Raw genomic sequence first — 23,514 nt, forward strand, 5'->3', positions numbered from 1 at the left:
TATTAGCTCCGGTTTCCCGGAGTTATCCCCAACTATAGGGCAGGTTGCCCACGTGTTACTCACCCGTCCGCCGCTAACCTTTAGGAGCAAGCTCCTTAAGGTCCGCTCGACTTGCATGTATTAGGCACGCCGCCAGCGTTCGTCCTGAGCCAGGATCAAACTCTCCATAAAAGAGAACTTGATAAAGCTCAAATTCTTTGCTGGCATCAATTATGATGTCCAAATTTCGTTTCTCAACTTAATGAGAAACTTTATTTCATTAACGTTTTGTTGTTCAGTTTTCAAAGTTCATTTCCGCTCATTCAAGCGACAACTTTTATATCTTATCAATTTAAGTTGTATTTGTCAACAATTAATTCTACAAAAGATTTCAATCTGTCGAAGTGACAGGAAAATCATTGTAGCAAATATCACCCGGCATTTCAATACATTTATACATTATTTTAAGAAGAAATGTATTAACTACCGTGCGACAACTTCTTAATAATAACAATAACTACCTTATCCGTCAACATAAAATTATCAAAAGTTTCATTCATGCTTTTATTTATCGTTAGACAAGCTAATCTACTATAGTGAAGGTAGCTACATTCATTGAAAATCGTTAATCAGGACTTCAATCTAATTAAGGTAGTTATCCTAGTACGACTAATTTGAATAACTACCTAAAAGTTATTAGTTTTATCATGCTCTATTTTAAACGTTCAATAAAGTATTTCAAAATTCTTGCTGTTAAACCCCAAATCGTATACTTATCATAATCATAGAACCATTCTTCCATTGTTCGCATTCTCCATTGATACTTATCACCATTCATAATTTTATGGAATGGAAAATCTGGTGAGGGTTTTGCTTCAATCGATACTTCGTGGAGATAAGGTTCATAATTTATTAAGTAGTTAATAGGGACAGTGAAAATATACTCCACCTCATGTTTGTTATAGGAATGAAGTTGTGGAAAGTCCAGCGTTGCTACAAAAGGATATACGACAAACGAGGGAGAAACAACAAATGGACTTAATTCTCCAATCACTTTAATTGTAGAAGGGTCAACTCCTAATTCTTCATGAGTCTCTCTCAAAGCTGCATCTAATGGAGTCTTATCTGTCTGGTCAATTTTACCACCCGGAAAACTAATGTCCCCTGGTTGCTTTCTCATCTTCAAAGACCGCACTTCGAAAAGAATATGCCACTCTCCATTCACTTGAACTAAAGGAATTAAGACTGCCGAACGAAAAGCCGTATCCTCTCCTATAAATAGAGGCTGATTTTGATTTAATTTACTTTTTAATTGATCTATAATCATAAAATCTCCTCCACTTACTTATATGATTTATACTTTTATATACTATGTTACCATTCTAGCATTCAATAAATACAAAAAAACAGTATCCTTTATAGAGATACTGGAATATAACATAGAACAGTTTTTTTATGTAGATTCAATTTCATCAATTATTATAGAAGCAAATAGTTATAATGTAAAAACTCAACAGGTAGACCATGAACTTATTGATTAGCCTTTAATGTGTACCTACCTCTTTATCCAATAGATTATGTGACCGAGTAATTAAAATCATTTACCTTTTCATAATTAGCTTCAATCGCTTCCCAATCTGTATAAAGTCGTATGATATCTTCCTCTATTAGGTAGTTACCTTGTTGAACTTCGATTATTTCGAGTTCTTCAATTGCTTTAATGGCATGATAGTCTCCTGGTGGAATTTTCAACACATCCCCTGGACCCACTGTTATCATTTCATTATTAAGAATAAACAAACCTGTGCCTTTTAAAATCGTCCATACTTCTGAACGATGATGGTGATATTGATAGCTTAAGTTCTTCTCTTTGAAAATACAGATTCTTTTCGTTAAAACCTCTTCCTCGTTTGCTATTTTCGTATAGTCTAATACTTTGTACCAACCCCATCGTCTTTCTTCCACCATGGGCCGATGCATTTGAAGAACGGAATTTTTCACTTCATTACTTTGTTTTTTATCACTTATTAAAATGCCATCTGGACTTGCCACAACAATACTATCATTGATGCCTATTACATGTATGGGAATATCCAATTCATTCATCACATGTGTATTACAGCAACTAGTAGAAAGACTTGCATTTCCGAAAACGTTAGCATCGAAATGTTCAGAAAGCACTTCCCATGTTCCTAAGTCCTGCCAAAGACCACTAAACTCACTACAATAGATCTTGTTTTCCTGTTCAAGAACAACATAATCATAGCTCTTATTTGGTAGGAGATTGTAACACTCCACTATTTCCACATAACGGTTCGGTAATTGATGTTTTGATAAAAAGTTTTGCATATGCTTTGCCCGGAACATGAATGTGCCGCTATTCCATAAACCACCTTGTGCAATATAGGTTTTTGCTAATTGTTCTGTCGGCTTTTCACGGAATGTTTTGACTTCTTTTATGCTAGCACTTTGATTTTCTGGAATAATGTACCCATACTGTTGAGAAGGAGATATCGGTTTAATTCCCATCAGAAATACATTGGGGTTGAAGTTGTTAAACAGAGAAGCCATTTCAATTAACTTTTGGAAGAAATCAATATCGACATACGGATCTACTGGAATGACGCAGATTAGGTCGTCTTCGGAAACTTGTTTTTTTTCTAGAAAATACATAGTCCCTAGGGCAATGGCTGGAAATGTATCTCTTTTTTCAGGTTCGATGACTACTTCAATCTCCTGTTCTAATTGATGATAGATTTGTTCTATATAGATTTCAGAGGAAACAATGATTGTATCTTTTGCTAAATCTACCTCTTTTAATTGCTTCCAAATTCTTTGAATCATGGACTCGCTCTCACCATTTTGATCCTTTAAGACTTTAAGAAATTGTTTTGACCGTACACTGTTTGACAAAGGCCATAATCGTTTCCCGGAACCGCCACATAGTAGGATAATTTTCATTTCGTTTCCTCCTCCATCTTAAGCGGTTTCCGATTAGATTTTAACAACGATTGTATAGCCACAGCGGTAAGGGCTATATACATAAAGAACATACCGGACGCCAATAAAGGATGCTTTACATAACGTTTTAAATTCCCTATCGAGTACAGTCCTATTCTAAAAAAGTACCAACGAGTTAATGCTTTTTTAAATCCCTGTTCTTCCGATTGAAAGGTTTTCGGCATCTGATTAAAATAATACGCCTTTTTGGAAATAATGTTCTTCAGCGTAACATGCCCTTCATCATGGTAAACTCCGCTGAAAATTGCTCTCCTTATAGTTCCGCCCTTTTCCAAATACCTTATCGTAGGTTGTATTTCTTCAAAGGCAATTTGTTTTTCATTCAAACCTTCTGAAGTTACATAAGCCTCCATTCTCCAAAATCTAGCCGCTTCGATCGAATTCGCACTAACTTTTTCACTTTCGAAGTTGACTGTTTCCCGCTCAAACACTTTTACTTTAGAAAAGAAATTTGTATATTCTGTTCGCGGTATCTCAGGAATAACCAATCCACCGACATCAGGATACTCTTGTAAATATTGAACACAAGAGTAGATGAGACCTTCTAGAAGGATCATGTCAGAATCAATGAAGTATAGATAAGCTGCCTTGTGCTCCATTGCTTTTGTAATGGCTTCTTTTCTTGCGATTCCGCGCTCTTGATGTGGGAGACTAATAATATATAAATTTTTATATTTCAGTGCCAACTGATTTAAAATAGTTAGTGTTTCGTCCGTCGATCCGTCATCGGCAACGACTACTTCGAGGTTTGGATAATCTTGTTCTAAGCAACTTTCAAGGCATTTAGAAATGATTGTTTCATTATTATAGGTTGATAAAGTAATGCAGACTTTATCTTTCATTATTACCACCCTTTTCTCATGACAATTCTCTCATAAAATTAATAAATTCATTGCCTGTATGATTCCAATGTAACCTCTTTGAGAAATCATAAGCCTGTTGACGTTTTATCTCGTACTCGTGTGGATTACGAATAATTGATAACATCGTTTGCGAAAGAGCTTTAATATCCTTTTTAGGTACTAAATAGCCAGCTTTTCCATTATCCACAGCATCTTTTACTCCATAAGTGTTATATACAATACTTGGTGTACCAACAACTGCCGCCTCTGAAATAGTCAATCCCCATCCTTCTCTTAACGAAGGAAACAATAACGCATGAGCACGACTCATATATTGTAATTTTTCTTCTTCATTTACAAATCCAAACAATGTAACGTCTTTATTCTCATTCGCATTTCCAATAGTTAAATGCGCTTGATTTGAGATTTCTCCTAATACGGTTTGAACATATTGCATATCTGGTTTTCCAATAATCCAAAGTTTCGCATCTGGTAAATTCTTTTTAACTTCAATAAACGCTTTTAAAGCATCATCTATTCCTTTATATGGAACCATTCTTCCTACATAGACGAATGTAGGCGATGCTTCCTTTTCATAAAACATCTCTTTACTCCAAGGTTCAAAATCTAATCCTTCAGGCAATACTTTCACCTTTTGTCGTTGAAAGCCGAGGTCAAGAAGGTTCTCCCTTGTTGAATTGGAAACGGTCATTGTTAAATCATTTTTATTTAATTTCAATAATAATGGCTCCAATAAATATCCAATAACATTCACTGGAAACTTCGAATTATAAAACCAAATTTCACGCGTCAACTGATGAATGAAAAACACTCTTTGGTTAGAAGGAACCCAAAATTTTGTCAAAAAGCGATGTGTATTACATTGATCTACAACAAAATCAAAAGTATTTGCTCTATAGTACTTTCTTGCATAATGAATTACCGTAGTAAGTGATCCCTCTCGTTTATATAAAACCCCATCAATTCGTTCTTCCTCTTTTGCCCCATCAAACATTGGAGAGAAATGGACAATCTCGTAACCCGCATGTACCGCTCTTTTCAGCATTTCATGAGTAAATAATTCTGCTCCACCTTTTTTAGGATGATGAATGTCGCGCCATGATAAAAACAACAATCGTTTCTTTCTCGTCATTGCAGTTTCGCCTCTTTTCGTCCCAATTTAATAAAGTGATAGAATAGTAGAATTGCCATTAAAAGATAGGTTAGTAGTTGGATGAACATTATATGTAATAGGCCATCGTGAAAAATTAATGTAAGAAATATATAAACGATTGCGCCACATGCAAAAATTTTTATATAACCTTTGCTATCATAAGCAATTAATAGATTAGTAAGAATTACTGAGATTAATAAAAAGGTATAGATCAGACTTGAGAAACCTAAATAATTTTGAATTTCTATATAATCTTCTGGTAAAAATAGTGAAAGCCATTTTGATACCCATACTTGATAAAATAGTGCTATTGTACATCCAAAAGCCAAAACAATTCCTAGCCATTTATAAGTAGTTTTTATTATTTTAGTACCATCATTTATTGAACGTACCATTTTAGGAAACCAAAGATAGACAAGAGCCGTTCCAAATATTAAATGTAATTGCCCTATTTTTATAGTAACCGCATATATACCAGCCATTTCATTCAAATACCAATTAACTACAACCATGTCTATAGAATTAAAAAAAGAAAAGAAAAATTGTGCTGTAATTATTGACCAAATCGATAAATAGACTCCTCTAAGTGTCTTCAATTCATCGATTGTTTCTAACTCATAATGTGGTTTATTGATCACTTTACAAAAAATAAAAGCTCCTATATGTCCAAGTAATGTTGAAAATAAAACTAATGGTATGGACGATGTGAATAATAACAGTGGGACAACGATTAGGATTTTAATTCCAATATCAATACACAAACTAATCGCTAAATGTATAAAACGCTCTTGCCCCTGCATAATTCCTCTCTCTAAACTTAAAAAAATAGCTATACAAGTAATAAGGCCTATGATCCCTACAGCGAGAGGAGTTGTTTGTAAAACATTTGATAAGAATGGGTTTAATAGCAAGAATGGTATAGTAAGAACCAGTACTATTCTTTTAGCGGAACTAACAATATCCCTGTAGTTACTTTCACGGCTATTAACAACCTTTGTTACATAAATTTGATAGGAAAAACCTAGAACATATGTGAGTGCTAAAAAGGACAAGAGTGCATTTAATTTCCCATATGCTTCTTGAGGAAACATCCAACTCATATAAAAAAATAATGAAAAAGTAATTCCATTTAAAAAAATATCGACAATCATATAAATAGAACGTTGCTTCTTCAGAAAATTTATTCCTCCTTTTGACTGTTGCACTCGCTTTATACCTCTCTTTTACAGGTTTTCTTTATTTAAAAGGACCTTTTCTCATCTTAATAAAAATAATAAAGTTTCCATTTTTCTTTTGATATTCCTGACTCCTCTTATGATTCAAATAGTCATTAAAAAATGGGTTTCTTCTGAATAACCATTTTGAAATATAGAAGTTCCAAAGATATGCAATCTCCCACCAAGAACCTTTTACCTCAATTTTCTCTATTTTAAAATCAAACTTACTACTAATACTCTCCAATTTACTTTTAGAGTAATGTCTGTGCCCTATTAACCACCATGCAGGGTCTAAAATAGTTGAGAAAAAGCTTCGAAAAGGGGTTGATAAATAAAATACACCGTTATCCTTTAACACTCGGCTAACTTCAAAAAACATTTTCTCCTCTGTATCTTTTGGAATATGTTCGATTACTTCCCATGAAACTACCGAGTGAAAGCTCTCATTTGGAAAAGGGATTTGAATTCCACTGCCCACGTGAAATTCTGCCCTTTCATCCTTTATATATTTTCTAGCTGTCTTAAGGTCTTGATCAGTTATTTCAATGCCAGATATTTTGTTTACACCTTTTTTTATGGCATTTAATTCAAACCATCCGTAGCCACATCCAATATCGAGGACATCCTTCCCCTTAATATCCTCATCATCGACGTACTGAACTGTGTATAGAAGGCGCCCTTGTAGTTCTAAATCTGGCCGGGTATTGGTAATGTTTTTCAAAGTAATCCCCCCTTTCTTTTCATTATTAAACTATCTAATTCACAACTACTCTCTTTTTATTCGAACTCTCTTCTGAAACAATGAATTTTCTATACATAAAAAGAATAGTAAGATAATTGAAGCAATCACTAACAATACTAGGCCTATAAAATAAGGAATTTGCATAGCACGTACTATTTTAATAGAACCAGTAAGGGATTCCTTTCCAATATAAAATCCATTGTGGAAGAAATTAATGATGTATGGATTTTTAACATCATCCCCATATAACCGCCATACTCCCTGATAAGCTTCATTATGAATGGCATATTCAGTTTCCTTCAAAACGATATGACCATTACTTTCTTTAACATTGCCAACTACATCTTCTAACTGATTTTCAGGCAATAAATGCGAGCTTTCTATTTTTACAAGAGAATCAACCGGATACATTCTTGCTTCATCTAATCTAAATAGACCACTTTCATCATTTTTCCCTTTAAATAAGAACGTTGGTTGAACAAAACCGTCCTGTTCTACTTTAATAACTACATACATCTGGTTAGATGATCCTTCTAATACTGTTGATTTATATAATTGCTTTTCATTGTTAAGTAATTGCAACTTTCCATGCATCTCTTCAACACCCGTATGGTGAAGATTAAATTCAAATATATAGCGCTCTCCCTTTTTGACCTCTACTGGATCTGTTGTATAAATAATCCACTGCTTACTCTCAGTTGGCTCATTTGCAAATTGGATTGCTCCATTTACCTCTACTTTATTCAGATTTATCTGCGCTTCTTCATACCCCATATTTGCAAAGCGGATTGCTTGTTCATCCGAACCTACCAACTCTTTAGGGACAATAATTTCTCCAAGTTCTAAAACATGGGTTGTATTTTTATCTATCGAATTCGAAACATTAGACACTGCAGTTATTTCAATTTGATAACTTCCCTTTTCTAAAAAAACAGGACTAAAATCATAACGTTCCATCGACCAACTAGTATCTTGTATCTCGCTCATGGACAAATAATATTGATTGGGTGAATTATTTACTTCACCAACAGTATTTTGGAAATTTCGTGCTAGCGCTTTTTTTCCCGGATTACCGTCTTCATAGATTGTCTTACCATTTCTTAAAATTTTATAATGTAGAGAATGATTCTCCATAACATTTCCTATGATTGACGGAGTAAAGGATTGGTCAAATAAAATATCTACATTCTTCACCATTTTTCCATTTACCATTGGTATGACGCTATCTTCAATACTGCTTGGCGTAGTATATTTTTCTTTAAAAATTGTTGTATCAATTTCATCTCTCACTGTATAATCCGTTCTTATCAAAGACGTATCTATTTGTATGCCTTTCAACTTGGTCTCAGCATTTAGTTTTATTTCCTCAAACTTAGATGAAGGGATTGCTACAATTGAATTAATACTTGTTAATCCATCACTAGGGATAATTTCTAATTCTCCATTTCCAAAAGGTATATCCCCCAGATCTGTCCAAACGAATCGATCTTTTCCATTTTTTGTATTAACTTGAATAGAAGATTTTCCAGTTGTAAAAGTAGTCGTACCACCTACTTTTGAATGAAACATTCTAACAAGAATACGATAAGACTTTTCTTCTTTTTCTCTAAGTGGCAAAATAAATTTGTTTTGTACACCAGCATCTGATAAATTTGATATTTCAAAGTCATGAATCCAAAGATATGTTGGTTTTGAATCATATTGATTTGATAAGATATCTATTCTAAAAAATCTGGCTTCGACTGGTATAACAAAGTCGTTGAAAAATTCAGACTGGTTATATTCTGAAAGCACATTACTGGATGAAACGAATCCCACTTGAATTTCTTCAGATTCCTTATTAAAGAAACGCACCTTAAAATGGACAGAACCCGCATTAACTCCAGACATTTTCACACGAATTCTTAAAAACTTCGAAAGATTCATCTCCTTTAAATCAACTAGCTTTGAACGAGCAACGTTCCATAACTCCCCATTAGCATCTTTTGACTGAACTATTCCTTCTAGTGCAGCACTTTCACGATTATTTTCTAAAAAAGGAGTAAGCCTAAATACATCTTCATTTTCTGGTTCAAAAAAATCATTCAGAATATCTTCCATTGTAATAAGAGGCTTCCCTTTATAAGATAATACTTTGTGAGGCTCAATATTTAACTTATATGGAGCATAGGTATACATTAATCCTTTTCCATAATCATAATCCCAATTGTTATTTAATTGATTCATCTTCAAGGTCCAAAACCAATCAGCTTCTTGAACACGAGTTTTTCCCCATCCCTTATATGGATTCCCTGTATTGATATAGTCAAATGGATAGTATGCATATTTTTCATCTATATATGGAATGATAAAATCTAAATAGGAATCTCCTACTAGAAGTGTATTTTCATTTAAAGGTGGTTGTTGCTTCTGTAATTGCGCCCAAAATAATCCTGTATCCGTTGCTGAAACATTCAAATCTTTTTTATAATCTAATAGTGAAAAAATATTTGGTATTTGCTTTGTTGAATAGATTAATTTATTGACACCATGTACATTACTATCATCTGCCAATGTTTTATATAAAGTAAACACATCATCTTCATAATGCTTTTCTAAATCTTGTTGTTGTTCTAGTACATTTTTATTAAACGCTTGCCTTTCTTCATGTCCATACACATCTTGATGAAAGCCTACCTCATTAAAACCCATCCAAGATATAAATTCCCCTAAATGTTGTGCCGTACCCCTATCTAAAAGATGCTGAAGATAGGTAGATGTATATCGCACCATCCCATGGTTGTTTTCATTCTGAAATATTGTTGGTTTTTTACTAGAATAGAGATGGAAATCACTGCTTGCTTTTATAAGTTCACTATTTTCTGTATCATTCCAATCAAAACTAGATATTCCATTGGATAACAACATATGTTCCAGCGTTGGGATCCATAAAATTTTACCGCCTTCAATATAATTCTCCTGAACTTCTTCATATTCCTTAGGTACTTCAACGGAATCATAATAATGGTTAATAAAAACATCAGAAAATGGTTTGAAATAAAAATGAAATGATACCATTAATATTAAGATAAAAAATAATTGTATAACTTTAGGAAATCCAAGTGAACGCAGGGAAAAGAGTGTTCGATCAACTCCAAACCCAATTAGAATTGAGTAAAATAATGCCATAACACCAATTAGCTTATTAGGGTCTCTAAAAATATGTCCAATAATCGGTACTTTCGTAACAACAAACACGTTTATATCACTAATTATTGCTGTATTAACTCCTAAAGAGAGAATAGTTATCATCACTGTTAGCCATGTAAAAAGTCTTATGTAGAAATGCCATCCGTATCTGAAAAAAATAATATAAAATATAAGAGCTAAAAATACTCCTCCTCCGACCCAAAAAGACCAATTTAGATAACGGTTTACCTCAAACATTGGCCACCAATAAGAGATGAGATAGAGCACATTTGGAACTGAACTAAATCTAGAGAACATTTGTAATGTGTCCACTACATTTACATTGGATGGTTCTACAGATGTGATAAACATAGAAGTAATATATGTTAGTATCCAATAAGCATTAAAAATCGTAATACAACCGATTAGGAGGAAAACTTTTTTTATCGTTATTCTCACTAAATTATTAAAGGAAGAAATAATTCTAAAATTTTTATATAGAAGTATTAAAAAAATGAGTCCTAGTGCAATGACATAATAAAAGAAATAATGTATAGCAGCTGAACCAATACATACAAAAAAGCCAATTTTTATCGCAGACGAATAATCATCCCATGTCAATTTTGTGGAAAGCCTTTCACTTTCTTTGTATATAGGAAATAACCTTAAAAAATACAGGAGAATCCACGGAAAGGCTGCATACCCTGCAAGTAAGAAAATATGCTGAATTCGAATGATCACCCAAGGATTTAACGTATAAAATAATGCTGGAATAATTAATCCTACGTAGTGAAGTCTTGTTGGGAAACTCTTAAAGTGATCCAATAATAAATATTCGATTAACTTATAAGCTCCTACACTAGAAATCAATAAAACTGTTGCGATAACGAGCTTTAAAAGAAGTTGCGGTACAGTTCCATCTAAAAGGCTAGATATGAGCTCTAAAGGATATATAAAAACTAATCTAGATAAGTTGAAAAAGTTCATGGATGAAAAATTTTCATTAAATAACCCTAAAATTCTCTCAATATAAATTGAATCAAAATAACCAAAATCTATATCACTGAATACAATATATTTTTTAGAGAAGATCATCTCTCTTGATAGAAATAATACGATGCCTATTAGCAAAAGCATACAAACACCGCGGGCCATTTTATCAGTTTTTGCCAACTTACTGAAAATAAATGAACACCTCTCTCTCTATTAGTGTTACTATCTATTCTTTTTTGCGGTTATAACGAAACCTGATGACAAAGAAGGTATGTTAGCCAGAAATTTATCAACTGCTGCAATCAGCCCCGTAAAGCCATGGAATGCAAAACCTTGCTTTTTTTGAATGGAAAATTTTTGATCCACTAGTAATGATTCTAAAGCGTCTAAATTCATTAACCGAATGTGACCTACTGGGATGCTTTGTTGTTTTATATTCTTTAAGAACTTAAATCCATATCTCGCATTTTTTGTTGAAGATTCATAGAAGATCGGATATATACCTAAAGCAAAAAATAACCTTGATATCCAACTACATAGATTTGGTGTGGTTATTACTAATATCCCATCTTTCTTTAAAACTCTATTAATCTCCTCCACAAAAAAATCAGGATCATATAAATGCTCAATCACTTCACCTGAATAGATTAAATCGAAAGACTCGTCTTCATATGGTATCCCTTTGCTGAAATCAGCTTGGCTAAAAGAGGCATTAGGGACTTTTTTTCTTGCAAATTCTAGCTGGTGCTCAGAATAATCCAATCCATTAAGGTTTAATTTTTGATTATATTGTTCGGACAAATAGGACAGAATAAAACCTTCGCCACACCCTAAATCTAATATATTTAATTCATTAACTTTCTTTGTTATATTTTCCTCAATTTCTTTTAAAGCTATGTTTTCTCTAGGGAAGAAGTTTCTATCAGCTGCCTTATTATGTGATTCATCATAAAAGTCTACACTCTCCACATTATCACCTCATATCTGACATCTCTTCTTATGTCACTCTACTTTTATTTCATTGGCCACAAAAATTTTAATGGAAATCAATATCCCCATTAAACAACTGCCCTGTCGACAATGACTTTTTTAATAACAACTTCCTTCCTCTTAAAATATAAAACAAGAATTTCCCGAAACTTTTAACTATGGATGATACACGTACAGAGCTTTTTTCTGAAAACTCTTCAATGCGCACTGAACATTCTTCAATGTTGTAACCAGCATTTAGTATTAAATCTGTGATGTGTAATTCGAATAAAAAGCCTTTTTCATCGAGATATTTGTAGAAGGTTCTTGCAATTTTTCCTCTATATAATTTGCAGCCAAGTTGTGTATCTGTAATATTATGTTTTAAGAAGAGCCTTCTTAAAACAAACAACCAGAAAGATGCTTCTGCTCTTAAAATTCCGCGCTTAGCACCATTTGTTTTATCTCCTAAGGCCGTTACATAAATGGCCGCCACACTTGGGTCTTCTATAAGCTTGTTCATAATTGGGAAGTACTTTTCAATTTGAACTGGCATGTCCGCATCCATTACAAGTACATACTCTCCTTGACTACTTAGTACGCCTCTTCGTACACTGTAACCTTTACCGTGCTTTGCGTTATTCTCAAGTAATCGCACATTGTAGTATTTTTTTTTCAGGTGTTTAGCGACTTCGATCGTTACTGTTTCGCTTTGTTCTATTGTTAAGATAATTTCAAAATTTTGATGTTGAAATAGCTTCTGAAAGCGTTCGACTGTATGTTCAATGACCCATTCCTCATTACAACACGGAATAACTACGCTAAATTCCACCATAGCTTGCCTCCTTATTCTGAAAATTTATGTATAACGATTTGGAATGTTCGTATAAAAAAACACGCTTCTTAATAAATGACAAAGTCAAATATTAAAAAGCGTGGCCGGTTGCACTATTAGCTCCAATAAGTCTAAGTGCCCAATTATCGACTTATCTTCTTCGCTTCCACGAGTTTTTTATAAAGGTTTTTACTATAAAGATAGTTTTAAAGTTGAAAAATTGTATATATTTGTAAATACTTACACTTTATATTACCAGATTATAATATAAATATCGATTGAATTTTTTTAAGATTTTGTAAAATTTTTGTGAATATTTCAACAATACAAATGCGTTTTCTAGTAATTTTAGAACTTAATCCATCAAATCGGGATCGCTATGTTTTTTAGAGGAATAAAGAATTAGAAATCAAAAAACTGGATGATAAAGTGAAACTTCAATCCGTGGGGGTTTTCTTCATCCCCCACGGATTGTTAGTTGAACCAATCGGGCGCATGCCTGCAGTTGATCTCCCACCTATCCTTTTTGTTCTACTTAAGTCTTGAGGTGGGAGTCTTTACTTGCCCGTTAATGCGGGATAAAGTAAATACAGATGGAATTAAGTGGTCTATACGTAATATACTAACTATGTATTCATCTAGTTATTTTAATGAAGGAGTGAATGTTATGATCATTGTTACAACAGAAAATATTCCAAATCACAAAGTTACTGAAGTGCTCGGACCAGTTTTTGGTTTAACAGTTAGAGCCAGAGGAATTGGAAAGGATATTATGGCTTCTTTTAAAGGGATAGTCGGAGGGGAAGTCAATCAATATTCAGAAATGTTAGAAGACGCTAGAAAACAAGCGATAGATCGTATGGTAAAAAATGCAGCAGCAATGGGCGCAAACGCGATTGTAATGATGCGCTTTGATTCAGGGGAAATTGGTCAGAATATGAGTGAGATCATTGCGTACGGAACAGCTGTGGTAATTGAGAAGGTTTAATAGATGAAATGGGTTATCGGCTTTTATGCAATCCAATTGGTAATACTCCTTATTTTAATATTCGGCTCATGGTTTATTTGGGATCGCCGATTTAAAACAAAACATGGCAAACAAGTTCCAAAAGGTTTTGTTCGTACAAATGAAGTATCCATTGACCCTAGTACAAATAAACGCATGGTCGTTTATTTTAATGCGGAAACCGGCGAACGTTTTTATAAGGAAGAAGCATAGATTATAAGGATCTGTTTTTATAACAGTTCCTTATTTGTATCCATTATTTCTCTTCAACTACATATTAAATAATTTCCCTTTAAATTGCTGGATAAAGTTATAATGACTTCCTATCATTTGCTCTGGAAGGTCTTCACAATGAAAATATTGCAATGCCACGGTTTCTTGTTCATCCAACTGTAAATTGCCAACTACTTCTTTTGTCATAAAGACCGCTGTAATATTATAATACTCATCTCCATTGGCAGCTTTTGTATAAAACTCTTTCCCTGAATACACATGCAATAATGTTAAATTACGCAATTCTAATCCTGTTTCCTCAAATACTTCTCTTTCTGCAACTTCTTCAAAGCTTTCTCCTAAATTCATTAATCCACCAGGCAATCCCCATCTTCTCTCAGGGCGCTTTTGTAATAGTACCTCTCCCTTTTCATTTCCTATGATGACAACCGAACCAGGTAGTATTAACGGGTTTGTTCCAACGAATTGTCTTAAATATTGATAATATTCCATAGCTACACTTCCCAACATAAAATTTTATTTTCTTTATATAAATGCTACCCTTTTTTAAACTTCAAGGGTAGCTCTAGGTGGTCGCTTATTCCATTATGAACAAACAATTTATACTTCGTGTAGTAATACATCAATAGATGCTTCCATTCCCTTAGGACCTTTCATCTCAGAATTCCCTTTTACTTCAACTGGTGTTTCATCTCCATTATCGGTACAACCTGCAGAGATCGATGTGAGTGTCATGAAGATTATAGCAACCTTTAAACGCTTCTTCATTTTATTCCCTCGTTTCAATAATATTTTCCTTATTTTTCACTAAGAGTTTAAAACTATGCAAATTTTTATTTTCTATTGAATATTAACTGAAATAAAAATTTTCAACTCAAAAATATTATAAAAGTTGCTTTAAAATCTTCATTTGATCCTATCTTTTATCTTCAAAAGTTCATTATCAAATTGTATGAACATTTGACACAATTCCGCCCCTTAAGTAATTTTATTTCAACAATTCAATTATTGGAGGGATACAAAATTGAGCGAAAAAGCATTACGGCGCATTCCACTAGAAAGATTGATGGATTTAAAGGTGGATTATGCCTTTAAACAACTTTTTGGAAGTAATCAAAATAAAGAAATTACCGTCGTTTTTCTTAACGCTATTTTAAAAAGAACAGGCCGTGATATTATTAAAGATATATCTTTTAGTAATATTGAAATCGGTGGAGAATATGAAGACGATAAGCAATCTCGTTTGGATTTACTTGTTGTTACGCAAGCAGATGAATGGATTAATATAGAAATTCAATTTACAAACAAATTTGACATGGTAAATCGTACTTTATATTATTGGTCTAGAATTTATTCGAAACCCATGACAAAAGGAAAAGTTTATTCACAATTAACACCTGTTATTACAATAAATATTTTAAATTTCGATTTAATTAATGAAACAGATTTATTTCATTCCACGTATTCTTTATATGAGGCTACTGTAAAACATAAATTAACAAATATGATAGAAATCCACTTTATTGAAATTCCTCAACTAATTCGTGATTGGTATGCTAAAAAGTTAGATCCTTGGAATGATATATTAGCAAGATGGCTGCTACTTCTTGGAATTGTTGATCACCGTAAAGGTAAAATTTATGGAGATATTTATAAAGAATTGGAGGCGATTGCTTTGAAAGATAAACAACTTGCGGAAGCTTTTAACCATTGGCAAAATCTTAGTTTATCTGATGATGAATACTTTGCATACGAAGGTCGTCTAAAACGAATTAAAGATGAAGAAGCAGTGATTATTGAAGCGGAACTTCGTGTAAAAAAGGCTTTAGAAGAGTTAGATAAAGCTTTAGAAAAGGGGCTTGAACAAGGGATTCAACAAGGGATCGAACAGGGAATCGAGCGTGGGATTGAGCGTGGGATTGAGCAAGGTCGACTAAATCGTGATGAAGAAATTATTCAGAATTCATTAGAAAAAAACATTGATGTTAAAACGATTGCAGAAGTAACAGGGCATTCCATTGAGTATATTCTTGAAGTGAAAAAGAAACTTAATCTTTAATTCTTTATTTCTGCATAAAAAAAGTAGGGCTTTTACTTACCCTACTTTTTTACATCTATTAAATAATTAAAAATCTCCAAATTCCGAAATACATATACGACTTAATAAAAATTATGTCGTATATAGGAAGCGAAATTTCACAAAATCGTTAGTGACTATACTTTAAAGGTAAAGTCCCTTCCCTTTATCGGAATCTCTACTATTGCTGTTACTTCTTGTTCGGCTGTTGAGTTAAGTGAAATTGTTCCATTATAACTATTTACGATTTCCTTTACGATAAATAGGCCTTGACCTCTTATTTTTCCGTCCTCTACAGCTTTTGTTGAAAATCCTTGGTTGAATATTACTTTGTTGTCTACTAATGATGAACATGTGTTTACGACCTTAAAGATATATTTCGTTTCGTCTGCATGGCAATTGATTTGTATTTTACGATGTTCTTCTGGCAACTCTAAGGTAGCATCAATCGCATTATCTATTAAATTCGATAGTATTTTGATAAGATCAATTGATTTAATTTGATTAAAACCATTTGAAGAAATCGAAAGGTCCATGTCAATCTGATAATTTTCTGTCGCTAACTTTTTTGTCTGTAATAAAATGGCCAACCCGGGATGATCCACATTTAATTGAAGTTTTTCTATCATTTGAATTTCATTTGTAAGAGACGTTACATATTCCAACGCTCTATTTGTTTTACCAATTTGTAGAAGTCCATGAAGCACTTGCATATGGTTTGCATAATCATGCTTAAGTGAAGAAACAGAAGCTATTAGTGTTTTTAATTCTGCTTGATATGTATCCTCAGTATTCCCAACCTCTTTCGATACCTTTTTTTGGTACCATCTTTGCAATAACAAGAAACAAACAATGATCGTTAGAATAAAGATTATGTTAATCAGAAAGTTCATAACGTTATTTTCCATAACAGTTTCTTCAATAGCGCTAATTGATTCTGCACTGATATCAATACCCAAATACCCAATAACCTGTCCAGAACCATTATGGATTGGTACTCCTACCGACAAATAAGAGCCATATTTAGGATCTAAAATCTCTTCAGTCACATAGGGTGCATTTTGATAATATGCTTGTTCAACATACTTTTTGGGAACTGTACAACTGTCACCTATTTTAAAATTTCCAGATGCACCGACAATCATTGTTTTTGAAATGGCAGGATTGTCTATAGCTAATGTATAGACATATAATGCACCAATCTTTTCTCTAATAGCATTTAAATCTCTACGAATCTTCCAGTAATGTTCATTTTTTTCTTGTTTAAGAAGAAAGTTTTCATAGGCTTCTATGTCAAAATCTTGAACAATTGCTTTCGCCACTTCTAAACTATGATTTGCAATTGATTCTTCCACTGTGTCCTGCATCCTCATAGAAGTTATATGAGCGCCCAACATAGTGAAAAATATAAATAGTACTGTCGAAAGTATTAGCAATATACTCAATCTACTTTTTTTCATAACACCGGTATTTCCCCATTTTATTTAACCTAAAATTAAAACATTATTTATTATACTAGAAAAAGCAATTCATATAGCGCTTATATGAATTATTTTTAGAGGAAAGTTTGGGGAAAAATAACTCACCACAGGTTTCCCGTTATGATGAGTTATTTTTTCATTCCTATATTAATTCATTAATTGCTTTAAATTTTTTAATAAAAATTGTTTTCCGACTTCGTTAAATACAACTTTTTGATATTCTCGTCCTCTAAAGCTTTTAGTGACACTTTCTATTCCGTAAGCTTCTGAATTTTCATTTGTGATTGTTCTGCGGTGACCCTCTTCATCAATTGCTTCACTTAAAATCTGCAATTCTTTTAATTTTTTATTAATCATTGCCCCATTTAATTTTTTACTAATTGTCGGATCAATGACTTCGTTGATTGCTTTTGCAAATTCCATAATGCCAATTTTCCCTTCAGGCAATACTACGTTATCGAGCTGTTCATTTGTAATGAAAAATTGTTTAGGTCTTTGGCGAGAAGAAATATTTCCATTTGCAATATGAAACATATAGTTAAATAAGTAGAATATCGGTTGAATAACTTGGGGGGTAGTTAAAAAACTGGTGTCATTAAACGGTGTATCATCAATTGGGTTAATTCCATTCGCAATCTTTTTCACTACAGTTTGTGATTCTACTAGCTTTTGCCTATCGAGCATCATAAAATTTCACCTCTTGAAATTAATAATGGTCAACTATATGAGTTTTATTGGGGAAATGGTTTACTGAAGTTATACAATATTTTATTAAAAATTATTCTGTTGTCAACGTTAGGTAGCTCTATCGTTTTACAGTCATTTTGAATATTTGGTACTAATAATTTTATTCAAACATAGATTTTCGTTAAGATTTTTGTATTAAATTTATCAAAAAAAATTTTTTTCCTGTTTTCATTTCAATGATAGAAGTTCAGAACTAGTCATTATTTAAGCTCCTATACTACCGTACATTAAAAAAGACTAAAGAGTTGCCCCTTTAGCCTTTTTTGTTTCAATGTCTCGTATAGCTGCCAAACAATTCGTTAATTCCATGCAGTTCGTTCGCTTATTGGTCTTTCCTGTTCGAACGAATCTCGATCGATAATTGCTTCATGCCGCCGATTGTTATCTACTTGGAATTCAGAAGCAAACTCTTCATTGTTGTTTTTGGTTTGCTGATTCTTATTTAGTTGAATCTTACTTGCTGGACCACAAACATTTCCGTTTACACTGGAATGACAATTATTGTTCGCTTCTTTATTTGACATTTGCTATCCTCCTCATTGAATTGACCATACTGAAAAATATAAAGAATGCATATAGTCATGCGTTATTTATACTTTTCGAGAATAGTTTGTGCAACAGGAGGAATAATTATTTATCGAAACACATTTCCCTTTTTTAGTCGATTTTGAGTTACTTCAAAAATATGAGCAATATATTTATCCTTTTTGCGCCAGCGCATAACATTTTTTGCTGGGTCCATTCCAAATTGAGATACAATGTCTTTTAAGCCGTCGACATCTAAAGCTTTTAATGCGTGCAACAATTCTTCTTCTCCCTTTTCCTCTAACACAATTTCCGGATTAAAGGGAGCTGGATTTCGTTTCTTAGGACTAGTTGTTTTTGAAGCGGATTTTGATTCACTATCCGAAAATATGATAGCAACTTTCTCAGCAAAGTCCTGATTACTTTTTGTTTCTTGTAAAATCACTTGAAATAAATCCATTAGCTTTATTTCAATGCTCACTTTCTTTCAAACCTTTCGATAATTTCTTTTGCCAAATTATAAAAAGCTTCAAAATGCAAGCCACTCCCCCATTTTTGCTTGAAAGTAGCATATTTAATTGTATAATCTGCAGCGCATGCAGTTTGGTTACTTTCTTTAAAAAGACTACTAAATAAAGGAGCATCTACTCCCTTTTTCAGCGATTCCAACGTATTTTTATGAACTTTAGAATTTTCTTTATATTTTGTAACAACGATTCCTAAAGTTTCAATTTTAATATCCATATTTTTCGCAAATTCTTTTACTCGATTAATGATTTGGGGGATGCCATATGTAGAGAGGATATCTGGAACGGTTGGTATAATGTAGCCATTTGCAATTCTTAATCCATTAAGGGTGATAATACCCAGATTAGGCGGACAATCGATTAAAATATAATCGTAATTGTGTTGAATTGGACGAATTGCTTTTTTTAAAATTTCAATGGGATTTGTAACGTGAAATGGTCCTGTTGACATTTTTGCTAAGACGTCCTGAACATTCATTAAATCAAGGCTAGACGGTAGTAAGTCTAAACTTTTCACGGAAGAAATATTCGATACATTTTTTTGTATTGTTTTTTCTAAAATAAATTTCGTTTCGTCCGGGTCTAATGCTTCTTCAAAAAGTGTTGCAATTGTATATCCATCATCATTTAAGTCTTTCCAATCATATTCACTCATCAGCATTAGCGTTGCATTAGTTTGGGGATCTAGGTCAATAAGTAATACTCGCTTTTTAAATTCAGAAGTTAACATTTCGGCTAATCCAACTGTTGTTGTTGTCTTTGCTACTCCACCCTTTAAATTAATGGTAGGAATTACAATAGCCAATGAATTGTCACGCCCCTTCCACTTTCATTTTTCTTATTTACTATTTTATGAATTATTTCCTACTTTCATTAACAAAGCGCATTATTAGACATTTCTCGGGAAATAATAAGAGATTTTATTCGGAAATTGTCGGATTAGATCATAATATTTACTCTCGAACTGCATTTTCTAATTCCCCAACTGGTTCTTGCGGTGGGGTTGTTGGTGGAGTTTCACTTTCAATTAATGTTTATAAGAGCTGGTGGGATCATTATTGTTTGGCTTTTACGAAAAAATGTTAAAAAAATAGTAAACACCACATAGGTAGCGTTTACTATTAAAGGTTTATTTAATGAAATTATTCCTTACTCCACTTGTAATAATTGCATTGACGCCATTGTATAACTGATTCCTTCTGGTAGTTCGGCAACTAATTTTACAACATCTCCTTCTAACAATGAAACTAACTGAGTAGAAGTTACATGTTGGGAGGAGGAGGGTTCAGTTAAAGATGTGACCACTTGAATATCATTATTAATAACAATGTAAAATTTAGCTGGGCTTGTTACGTCAGGTGTGCTCTTTACTACAACTGTATAATTTATTTGATAAACCCCACCCTTTGAAACTTTTATCCCCTCAGTGTTTAGTTCCACTTCATCATGAATTGGACTTGCCACTGTAAATAGTACATTTCTGCTTTCTCTACTTTCTGTTATCGTATATACAAATGCATAATGAGGTACAAACGGCGTAGGTTGAGGGTTCGGATTAGGTTGTTGATAATCACAATCGCCTGGAGGTTCCCATGGATCATCTTTTAACCAGCAATCACAATATTTATCCTTGCAATGCTTATGCTTATCTTCCATTTTCTCTAACTTATCCTTTAGCAACATGAGTTTTTTCTTTAATTGATCTACAAATTTATCATTTAGTTTAGAGGATATCGGAGAAAAAATTTCGACTAATAACTCAAGCTGCTTTATTTGCTTTTTAATTTCGGATGTTGATTGGAACATTGATTAATACACCTCCTGAGCTCGATTGAAGGGATATGGCTCTAGTTGCATCTGGTCCTACTTGTGAAGGCTCTACTCGATACTCCCACTGTCCAAGGGCGTCCACTTGAACCTGTGCCAAAATCGTACCATTCAATGAATTGCCAATATAAATTGTTACTGTAACGCCTGCTCCTGCTACACTTGACGTTCCTGAAATACGCCACTCGGAATCTCCTGTTCTAAACTGTACACGATTGACTGTTAAACTATCTGGAGTCGTTGAAATAGTTACTGTATCCACCGCATTTCCACCTGGTCCAGCTACCCTTAATTCAAAGGTTAAGGTTGTGAATTGGTTTGGGAAAGTAAATGTTGCAACAGGTGAATTTGCATTGTTAAGGACAACTTCAGGCCCACTTGTTTGTACCCATTGAACAGTTGATACTTCTCCTGTTGTACTGCCTGTTAACGTTACGATGGAACCTTGTTGTACGGTTTGGTTTGGTCCTGCATCTGCAACTGGTTCAGAAGCTGTCTCGAGCACATTAATATTAACAATATCCGAATGCGGTCCACCTTCACCTTGTACTGTTAATTGGAAGGACAATTGGGCTGCTTCATTTGGAGCCACAAAAGTAGCAATTGCGGTATTTGCATCTTGTAAAGTAACCGTCTGCTCTGGAATTTGCGTCCATTGATAGGAAGAGATTGCTCCTCTAGATTGACTGCCATCTAAAGTCACGGTGGAATTAATGAGAACCGTTTGATCCGCTCCTGCATTAGCAGAAACCCCTATTGGATTATTGACAGAGCCTGTGATTGTAACAGGAATTGTCTGTAATCCACCTGCAGACGATTGAATGGTAATCTCTGCTGGTACTATCATTGTATTTACCGCTAACCCCTCTATTGGGATGGACAAGTCCCCAAGACCAAAATCTTCAACGGTTAGTATCACTGGAGTAACTTCATCACTAGAGGTTGCGGTAATGATTAATGTTTTTGCATCATTATCATAATTTGCCGTTGCGTTAATAAAATCGACAGGTGTGGATTCTTTTAAGCTTGGAGGGTTGTCACTTGTATTTGTCACTGTAATACTACTTGGAGGAAGTGCCCCAGGATAATTGACGCGAGCAAAATATGTTCCATTTTCACCTTGTAAACGTGTTGTATTTATGCCCGCTCCTGATACTTCAAGATTTTGTTGTCCCACATCTGTCATAGCAAAGACATCCAATACACCACCCGTAGCAGCACTTTGTGAATACGTTGAACGAACAACATCTACACCAGAAATTGTGGAGATCTTTCCTGCTACATTAAAATCCCTTGTTTCAATGCAGTTATCCGGATTAATTCCAGGTGTTGTTGCTCTATCAGGTGAACCAATACCGATACCCGGTCCTTCGATTCTAAAAATATTTTGAGGCTCGCCAAATCGATCGACTAAAACACTACCTATCACTGGATGAGGAACATTCGGGTCGCCAATATATCCAACTGGGGCTAGTGGCGCAACGTTTGGATCCCATTGTAAAAATGGAAAAACACGTGATTCTAATGCAAGCTCAAAATTCCCTCCGTTTAAGCCGCCAATATCTTCCGTAAAGTTAATTTCACCGAAGCCCTCTCCATCTGGCTCAGCGATAAACGTATCTATACCATATGGATGCGTGACCGTATATTCCACATTTGGTTGTAGCCCTGCCACACGAATGCGAACGCGCCCAAAAACAATTTGATCACCTTCCGCTGGTACCTCATTGACAAAAGCTGCTTCTAGAGCTAAAACAAGTCGTGCTCGTTCTCCTGTACCAGTTACCATCTCAGCTTCTGCGATGAAGTAAAAAGCTTCACTTGGAAAATTATCTGGAAATGAAACTGGCTGCCCCGGATTCGGTAATTCATCCATTATTGCAAATGGATCGTTTGAATCAGTATTTAACATCAGCCGTAAGCCGTTTTCATCTTTGTACCATACTGGAAAGCCATTGAGTGCATGAATTGGTCCAACTGTCATACTATCTTCCCTTCTTAAAATACTGTGATTTAATAGAATGAAATAGTTTCATGTTAGTTTATGAATAGTTTTTAGTATGAACTTGGCTTTTGTCTTATCTCAATTGTCCTTTTGATTTAGTGATGAATAAAAAAAAGACAACACTCTTAATTAAGTGCTGTCCCTT

Annotated in this window: 21 protein-coding genes, 1 rRNA gene and 1 riboswitch; of the genes, 3 read left to right on the top strand and 19 right to left on the bottom strand. The window is 33.8% G+C overall.

Features of this window, described 5'->3' with window-relative positions; all coding sequences use genetic code 11:
* The 10 genes from EK386_RS10420 to EK386_RS10465 form a co-directional block, all read right to left on the bottom strand.
* A 16S ribosomal RNA gene (locus EK386_RS10420) occupies nucleotides 1-171 on the bottom strand; the annotation flags it as partial.
* A gap of 520 nt (nucleotides 172-691) precedes the next feature.
* On the bottom strand, nucleotides 692-1,306 hold the full coding sequence (locus EK386_RS10425; protein ID WP_126659108.1) for an NUDIX hydrolase: 615 nt from the start codon (nucleotides 1,304-1,306) through the stop codon (nucleotides 692-694).
* A 248-nt stretch (nucleotides 1,307-1,554) separates the two neighbouring features.
* On the bottom strand, nucleotides 1,555-2,940 hold the full coding sequence (locus EK386_RS10430; protein WP_126659109.1) for a sugar phosphate nucleotidyltransferase: 1,386 nt from the start codon (nucleotides 2,938-2,940) through the stop codon (nucleotides 1,555-1,557).
* Nucleotides 2,937-3,842, bottom strand: coding sequence for a glycosyltransferase family 2 protein (locus tag EK386_RS10435; RefSeq protein WP_126659110.1), 906 nt, complete (start codon nucleotides 3,840-3,842; stop codon nucleotides 2,937-2,939). Before EK386_RS10435 ends, EK386_RS10430 begins: the two co-directional genes overlap by 4 nt.
* Before the next feature lie 16 nt (nucleotides 3,843-3,858).
* Nucleotides 3,859-4,995: a glycosyltransferase family 4 protein gene (locus EK386_RS10440; protein WP_126659111.1), complete on the bottom strand. Its 1,137-nt coding sequence runs from the start codon at nucleotides 4,993-4,995 to the stop codon at nucleotides 3,859-3,861.
* Nucleotides 4,992-6,221: an MATE family efflux transporter gene (locus tag EK386_RS10445; protein ID WP_126659112.1), complete on the bottom strand. Its 1,230-nt coding sequence runs from the start codon at nucleotides 6,219-6,221 to the stop codon at nucleotides 4,992-4,994. Before EK386_RS10445 ends, EK386_RS10440 begins: the two co-directional genes overlap by 4 nt.
* 31 nt (nucleotides 6,222-6,252) lie before the next feature.
* Nucleotides 6,253-6,954, bottom strand: coding sequence for a class I SAM-dependent methyltransferase (locus tag EK386_RS10450; protein ID WP_158674408.1), 702 nt, complete (start codon nucleotides 6,952-6,954; stop codon nucleotides 6,253-6,255).
* Between the two features lie 45 nt (nucleotides 6,955-6,999).
* Nucleotides 7,000-11,316: an MFS transporter gene (locus tag EK386_RS10455; protein ID WP_126659114.1), complete on the bottom strand. Its 4,317-nt coding sequence runs from the start codon at nucleotides 11,314-11,316 to the stop codon at nucleotides 7,000-7,002.
* 42 nt (nucleotides 11,317-11,358) lie between these two features.
* Nucleotides 11,359-12,105 (bottom strand): class I SAM-dependent methyltransferase, encoded by a 747-nt coding sequence (locus EK386_RS10460; RefSeq protein WP_126659115.1) that lies wholly within the window; start codon nucleotides 12,103-12,105, stop codon nucleotides 11,359-11,361.
* A gap of 67 nt (nucleotides 12,106-12,172) precedes the next feature.
* Complete coding sequence (locus tag EK386_RS10465; RefSeq protein WP_126659116.1) at nucleotides 12,173-12,940, bottom strand: glycosyltransferase; 768 nt, start codon at nucleotides 12,938-12,940, stop codon at nucleotides 12,173-12,175.
* 93 nt (nucleotides 12,941-13,033) lie between these two features.
* Nucleotides 13,034-13,117: riboswitch (cyclic di-GMP riboswitch) on the bottom strand.
* 490 nt (nucleotides 13,118-13,607) lie between these two features.
* Here EK386_RS10465 and EK386_RS10470 point away from each other — a divergent pair.
* Together EK386_RS10470 and EK386_RS10475 are read left to right on the top strand one after the other, a co-directional pair.
* On the top strand, nucleotides 13,608-13,928 hold the full coding sequence (locus EK386_RS10470) for a YbjQ family protein (protein WP_126659117.1): 321 nt from the start codon (nucleotides 13,608-13,610) through the stop codon (nucleotides 13,926-13,928).
* Nucleotides 13,929-13,931: 3 nt separating this feature from the next.
* Nucleotides 13,932-14,159 (top strand): hypothetical protein, encoded by a 228-nt coding sequence (locus EK386_RS10475; protein ID WP_126659118.1) that lies wholly within the window; start codon nucleotides 13,932-13,934, stop codon nucleotides 14,157-14,159.
* Nucleotides 14,160-14,216: 57 nt separating this feature from the next.
* On the opposite strand, the gene EK386_RS10480 is transcribed toward EK386_RS10475, so the two are convergent.
* Both EK386_RS10480 and EK386_RS20215 read right to left on the bottom strand, forming a co-directional pair.
* Nucleotides 14,217-14,672: an NUDIX hydrolase gene (locus EK386_RS10480; RefSeq protein ID WP_126659119.1), complete on the bottom strand. Its 456-nt coding sequence runs from the start codon at nucleotides 14,670-14,672 to the stop codon at nucleotides 14,217-14,219.
* A 108-nt stretch (nucleotides 14,673-14,780) separates the two neighbouring features.
* The gene (locus tag EK386_RS20215) at nucleotides 14,781-14,948 is read right to left on the bottom strand and encodes a hypothetical protein (RefSeq protein ID WP_158674409.1); all 168 of its coding nucleotides are present in this window, start codon (nucleotides 14,946-14,948) and stop codon (nucleotides 14,781-14,783) included.
* A gap of 256 nt (nucleotides 14,949-15,204) precedes the next feature.
* On the opposite strand from EK386_RS20215, the gene EK386_RS10485 reads away from it, so the two are divergent.
* A complete protein-coding gene (locus EK386_RS10485; RefSeq protein WP_126659120.1) occupies nucleotides 15,205-16,239 on the top strand; it encodes an Rpn family recombination-promoting nuclease/putative transposase in 1,035 nt (344 codons plus the stop codon).
* Nucleotides 16,240-16,394: 155 nt separating this feature from the next.
* Here EK386_RS10485 and EK386_RS10490 read toward each other — a convergent pair whose 3' ends face one another.
* The 7 genes from EK386_RS10490 to EK386_RS10520 form a co-directional block, all read right to left on the bottom strand.
* Nucleotides 16,395-17,624: a GHKL domain-containing protein gene (locus EK386_RS10490; protein ID WP_246027643.1), complete on the bottom strand. Its 1,230-nt coding sequence runs from the start codon at nucleotides 17,622-17,624 to the stop codon at nucleotides 16,395-16,397.
* Between the two features lie 261 nt (nucleotides 17,625-17,885).
* A complete protein-coding gene (locus tag EK386_RS10495) occupies nucleotides 17,886-18,425 on the bottom strand; it encodes a hypothetical protein (protein WP_126659122.1) in 540 nt (179 codons plus the stop codon).
* Nucleotides 18,426-18,784: 359 nt separating this feature from the next.
* Nucleotides 18,785-19,009, bottom strand: coding sequence for a hypothetical protein (locus EK386_RS10500; protein WP_126659123.1), 225 nt, complete (start codon nucleotides 19,007-19,009; stop codon nucleotides 18,785-18,787).
* Nucleotides 19,010-19,119: 110 nt separating this feature from the next.
* Entirely contained in the window at nucleotides 19,120-19,491 is a 372-nt protein-coding gene (locus EK386_RS10505; protein WP_126659124.1) for a hypothetical protein, read from the bottom strand.
* Nucleotides 19,488-20,342 carry a ParA family protein gene (locus tag EK386_RS10510; RefSeq protein ID WP_126659125.1) on the bottom strand — a complete coding sequence of 285 codons (855 nt, stop codon included), beginning with the start codon at nucleotides 20,340-20,342 and terminating at the stop codon, nucleotides 19,488-19,490. The genes EK386_RS10505 and EK386_RS10510 overlap by 4 nt, the downstream gene beginning before the upstream one ends.
* 344 nt (nucleotides 20,343-20,686) lie before the next feature.
* Nucleotides 20,687-21,343, bottom strand: coding sequence for a hypothetical protein (locus EK386_RS10515; protein WP_126659126.1), 657 nt, complete (start codon nucleotides 21,341-21,343; stop codon nucleotides 20,687-20,689).
* A complete protein-coding gene (locus tag EK386_RS10520; protein WP_126659127.1) occupies nucleotides 21,318-23,348 on the bottom strand; it encodes a PKD domain-containing protein in 2,031 nt (676 codons plus the stop codon). Before EK386_RS10520 ends, EK386_RS10515 begins: the two co-directional genes overlap by 26 nt.
* Between the last annotated feature and the right edge of the window lie 166 nt (nucleotides 23,349-23,514).

The sequence above is a fragment of the Lysinibacillus antri genome (assembly GCF_003977595.1).
Taxonomy (GTDB): Bacteria; Bacillota; Bacilli; order Bacillales_A; family Planococcaceae; genus Ureibacillus; species Ureibacillus antri.

Bases quoted from the DNA above. Each gene is read 5' to 3' on its own strand.
- EK386_RS10425 (WP_126659108.1), bottom strand. From the start codon at position 1,306: ATGATTATAGATCAATTAAAAAGTAAATTAAATCAAAATCAGCCTCTA.
- EK386_RS10430 (WP_126659109.1), bottom strand. From the start codon at position 2,940: ATGAAAATTATCCTACTATGTGGCGGTTCCGGGAAACGATTATGGCCT.
- EK386_RS10435 (WP_126659110.1), bottom strand. From the start codon at position 3,842: ATGAAAGATAAAGTCTGCATTACTTTATCAACCTATAATAATGAAACA.
- EK386_RS10440 (WP_126659111.1), bottom strand. From the start codon at position 4,995: ATGACGAGAAAGAAACGATTGTTGTTTTTATCATGGCGCGACATTCAT.
- EK386_RS10465 (WP_126659116.1), bottom strand. From the start codon at position 12,940: ATGGTGGAATTTAGCGTAGTTATTCCGTGTTGTAATGAGGAATGGGTC.
- EK386_RS10470 (WP_126659117.1), top strand. From the start codon at position 13,608: ATGATCATTGTTACAACAGAAAATATTCCAAATCACAAAGTTACTGAA.
- EK386_RS10475 (WP_126659118.1), top strand. From the start codon at position 13,932: ATGAAATGGGTTATCGGCTTTTATGCAATCCAATTGGTAATACTCCTT.
- EK386_RS10480 (WP_126659119.1), bottom strand. From the start codon at position 14,672: ATGGAATATTATCAATATTTAAGACAATTCGTTGGAACAAACCCGTTA.
- EK386_RS20215 (WP_158674409.1), bottom strand. From the start codon at position 14,948: ATGAAGAAGCGTTTAAAGGTTGCTATAATCTTCATGACACTCACATCG.
- EK386_RS10490 (WP_246027643.1), bottom strand. From the start codon at position 17,624: ATGCAGGACACAGTGGAAGAATCAATTGCAAATCATAGTTTAGAAGTG.
- EK386_RS10495 (WP_126659122.1), bottom strand. From the start codon at position 18,425: ATGATGCTCGATAGGCAAAAGCTAGTAGAATCACAAACTGTAGTGAAA.
- EK386_RS10500 (WP_126659123.1), bottom strand. From the start codon at position 19,009: ATGTCAAATAAAGAAGCGAACAATAATTGTCATTCCAGTGTAAACGGA.
- EK386_RS10515 (WP_126659126.1), bottom strand. From the start codon at position 21,343: ATGTTCCAATCAACATCCGAAATTAAAAAGCAAATAAAGCAGCTTGAG.
- EK386_RS10520 (WP_126659127.1), bottom strand. From the start codon at position 23,348: ATGACAGTTGGACCAATTCATGCACTCAATGGCTTTCCAGTATGGTAC.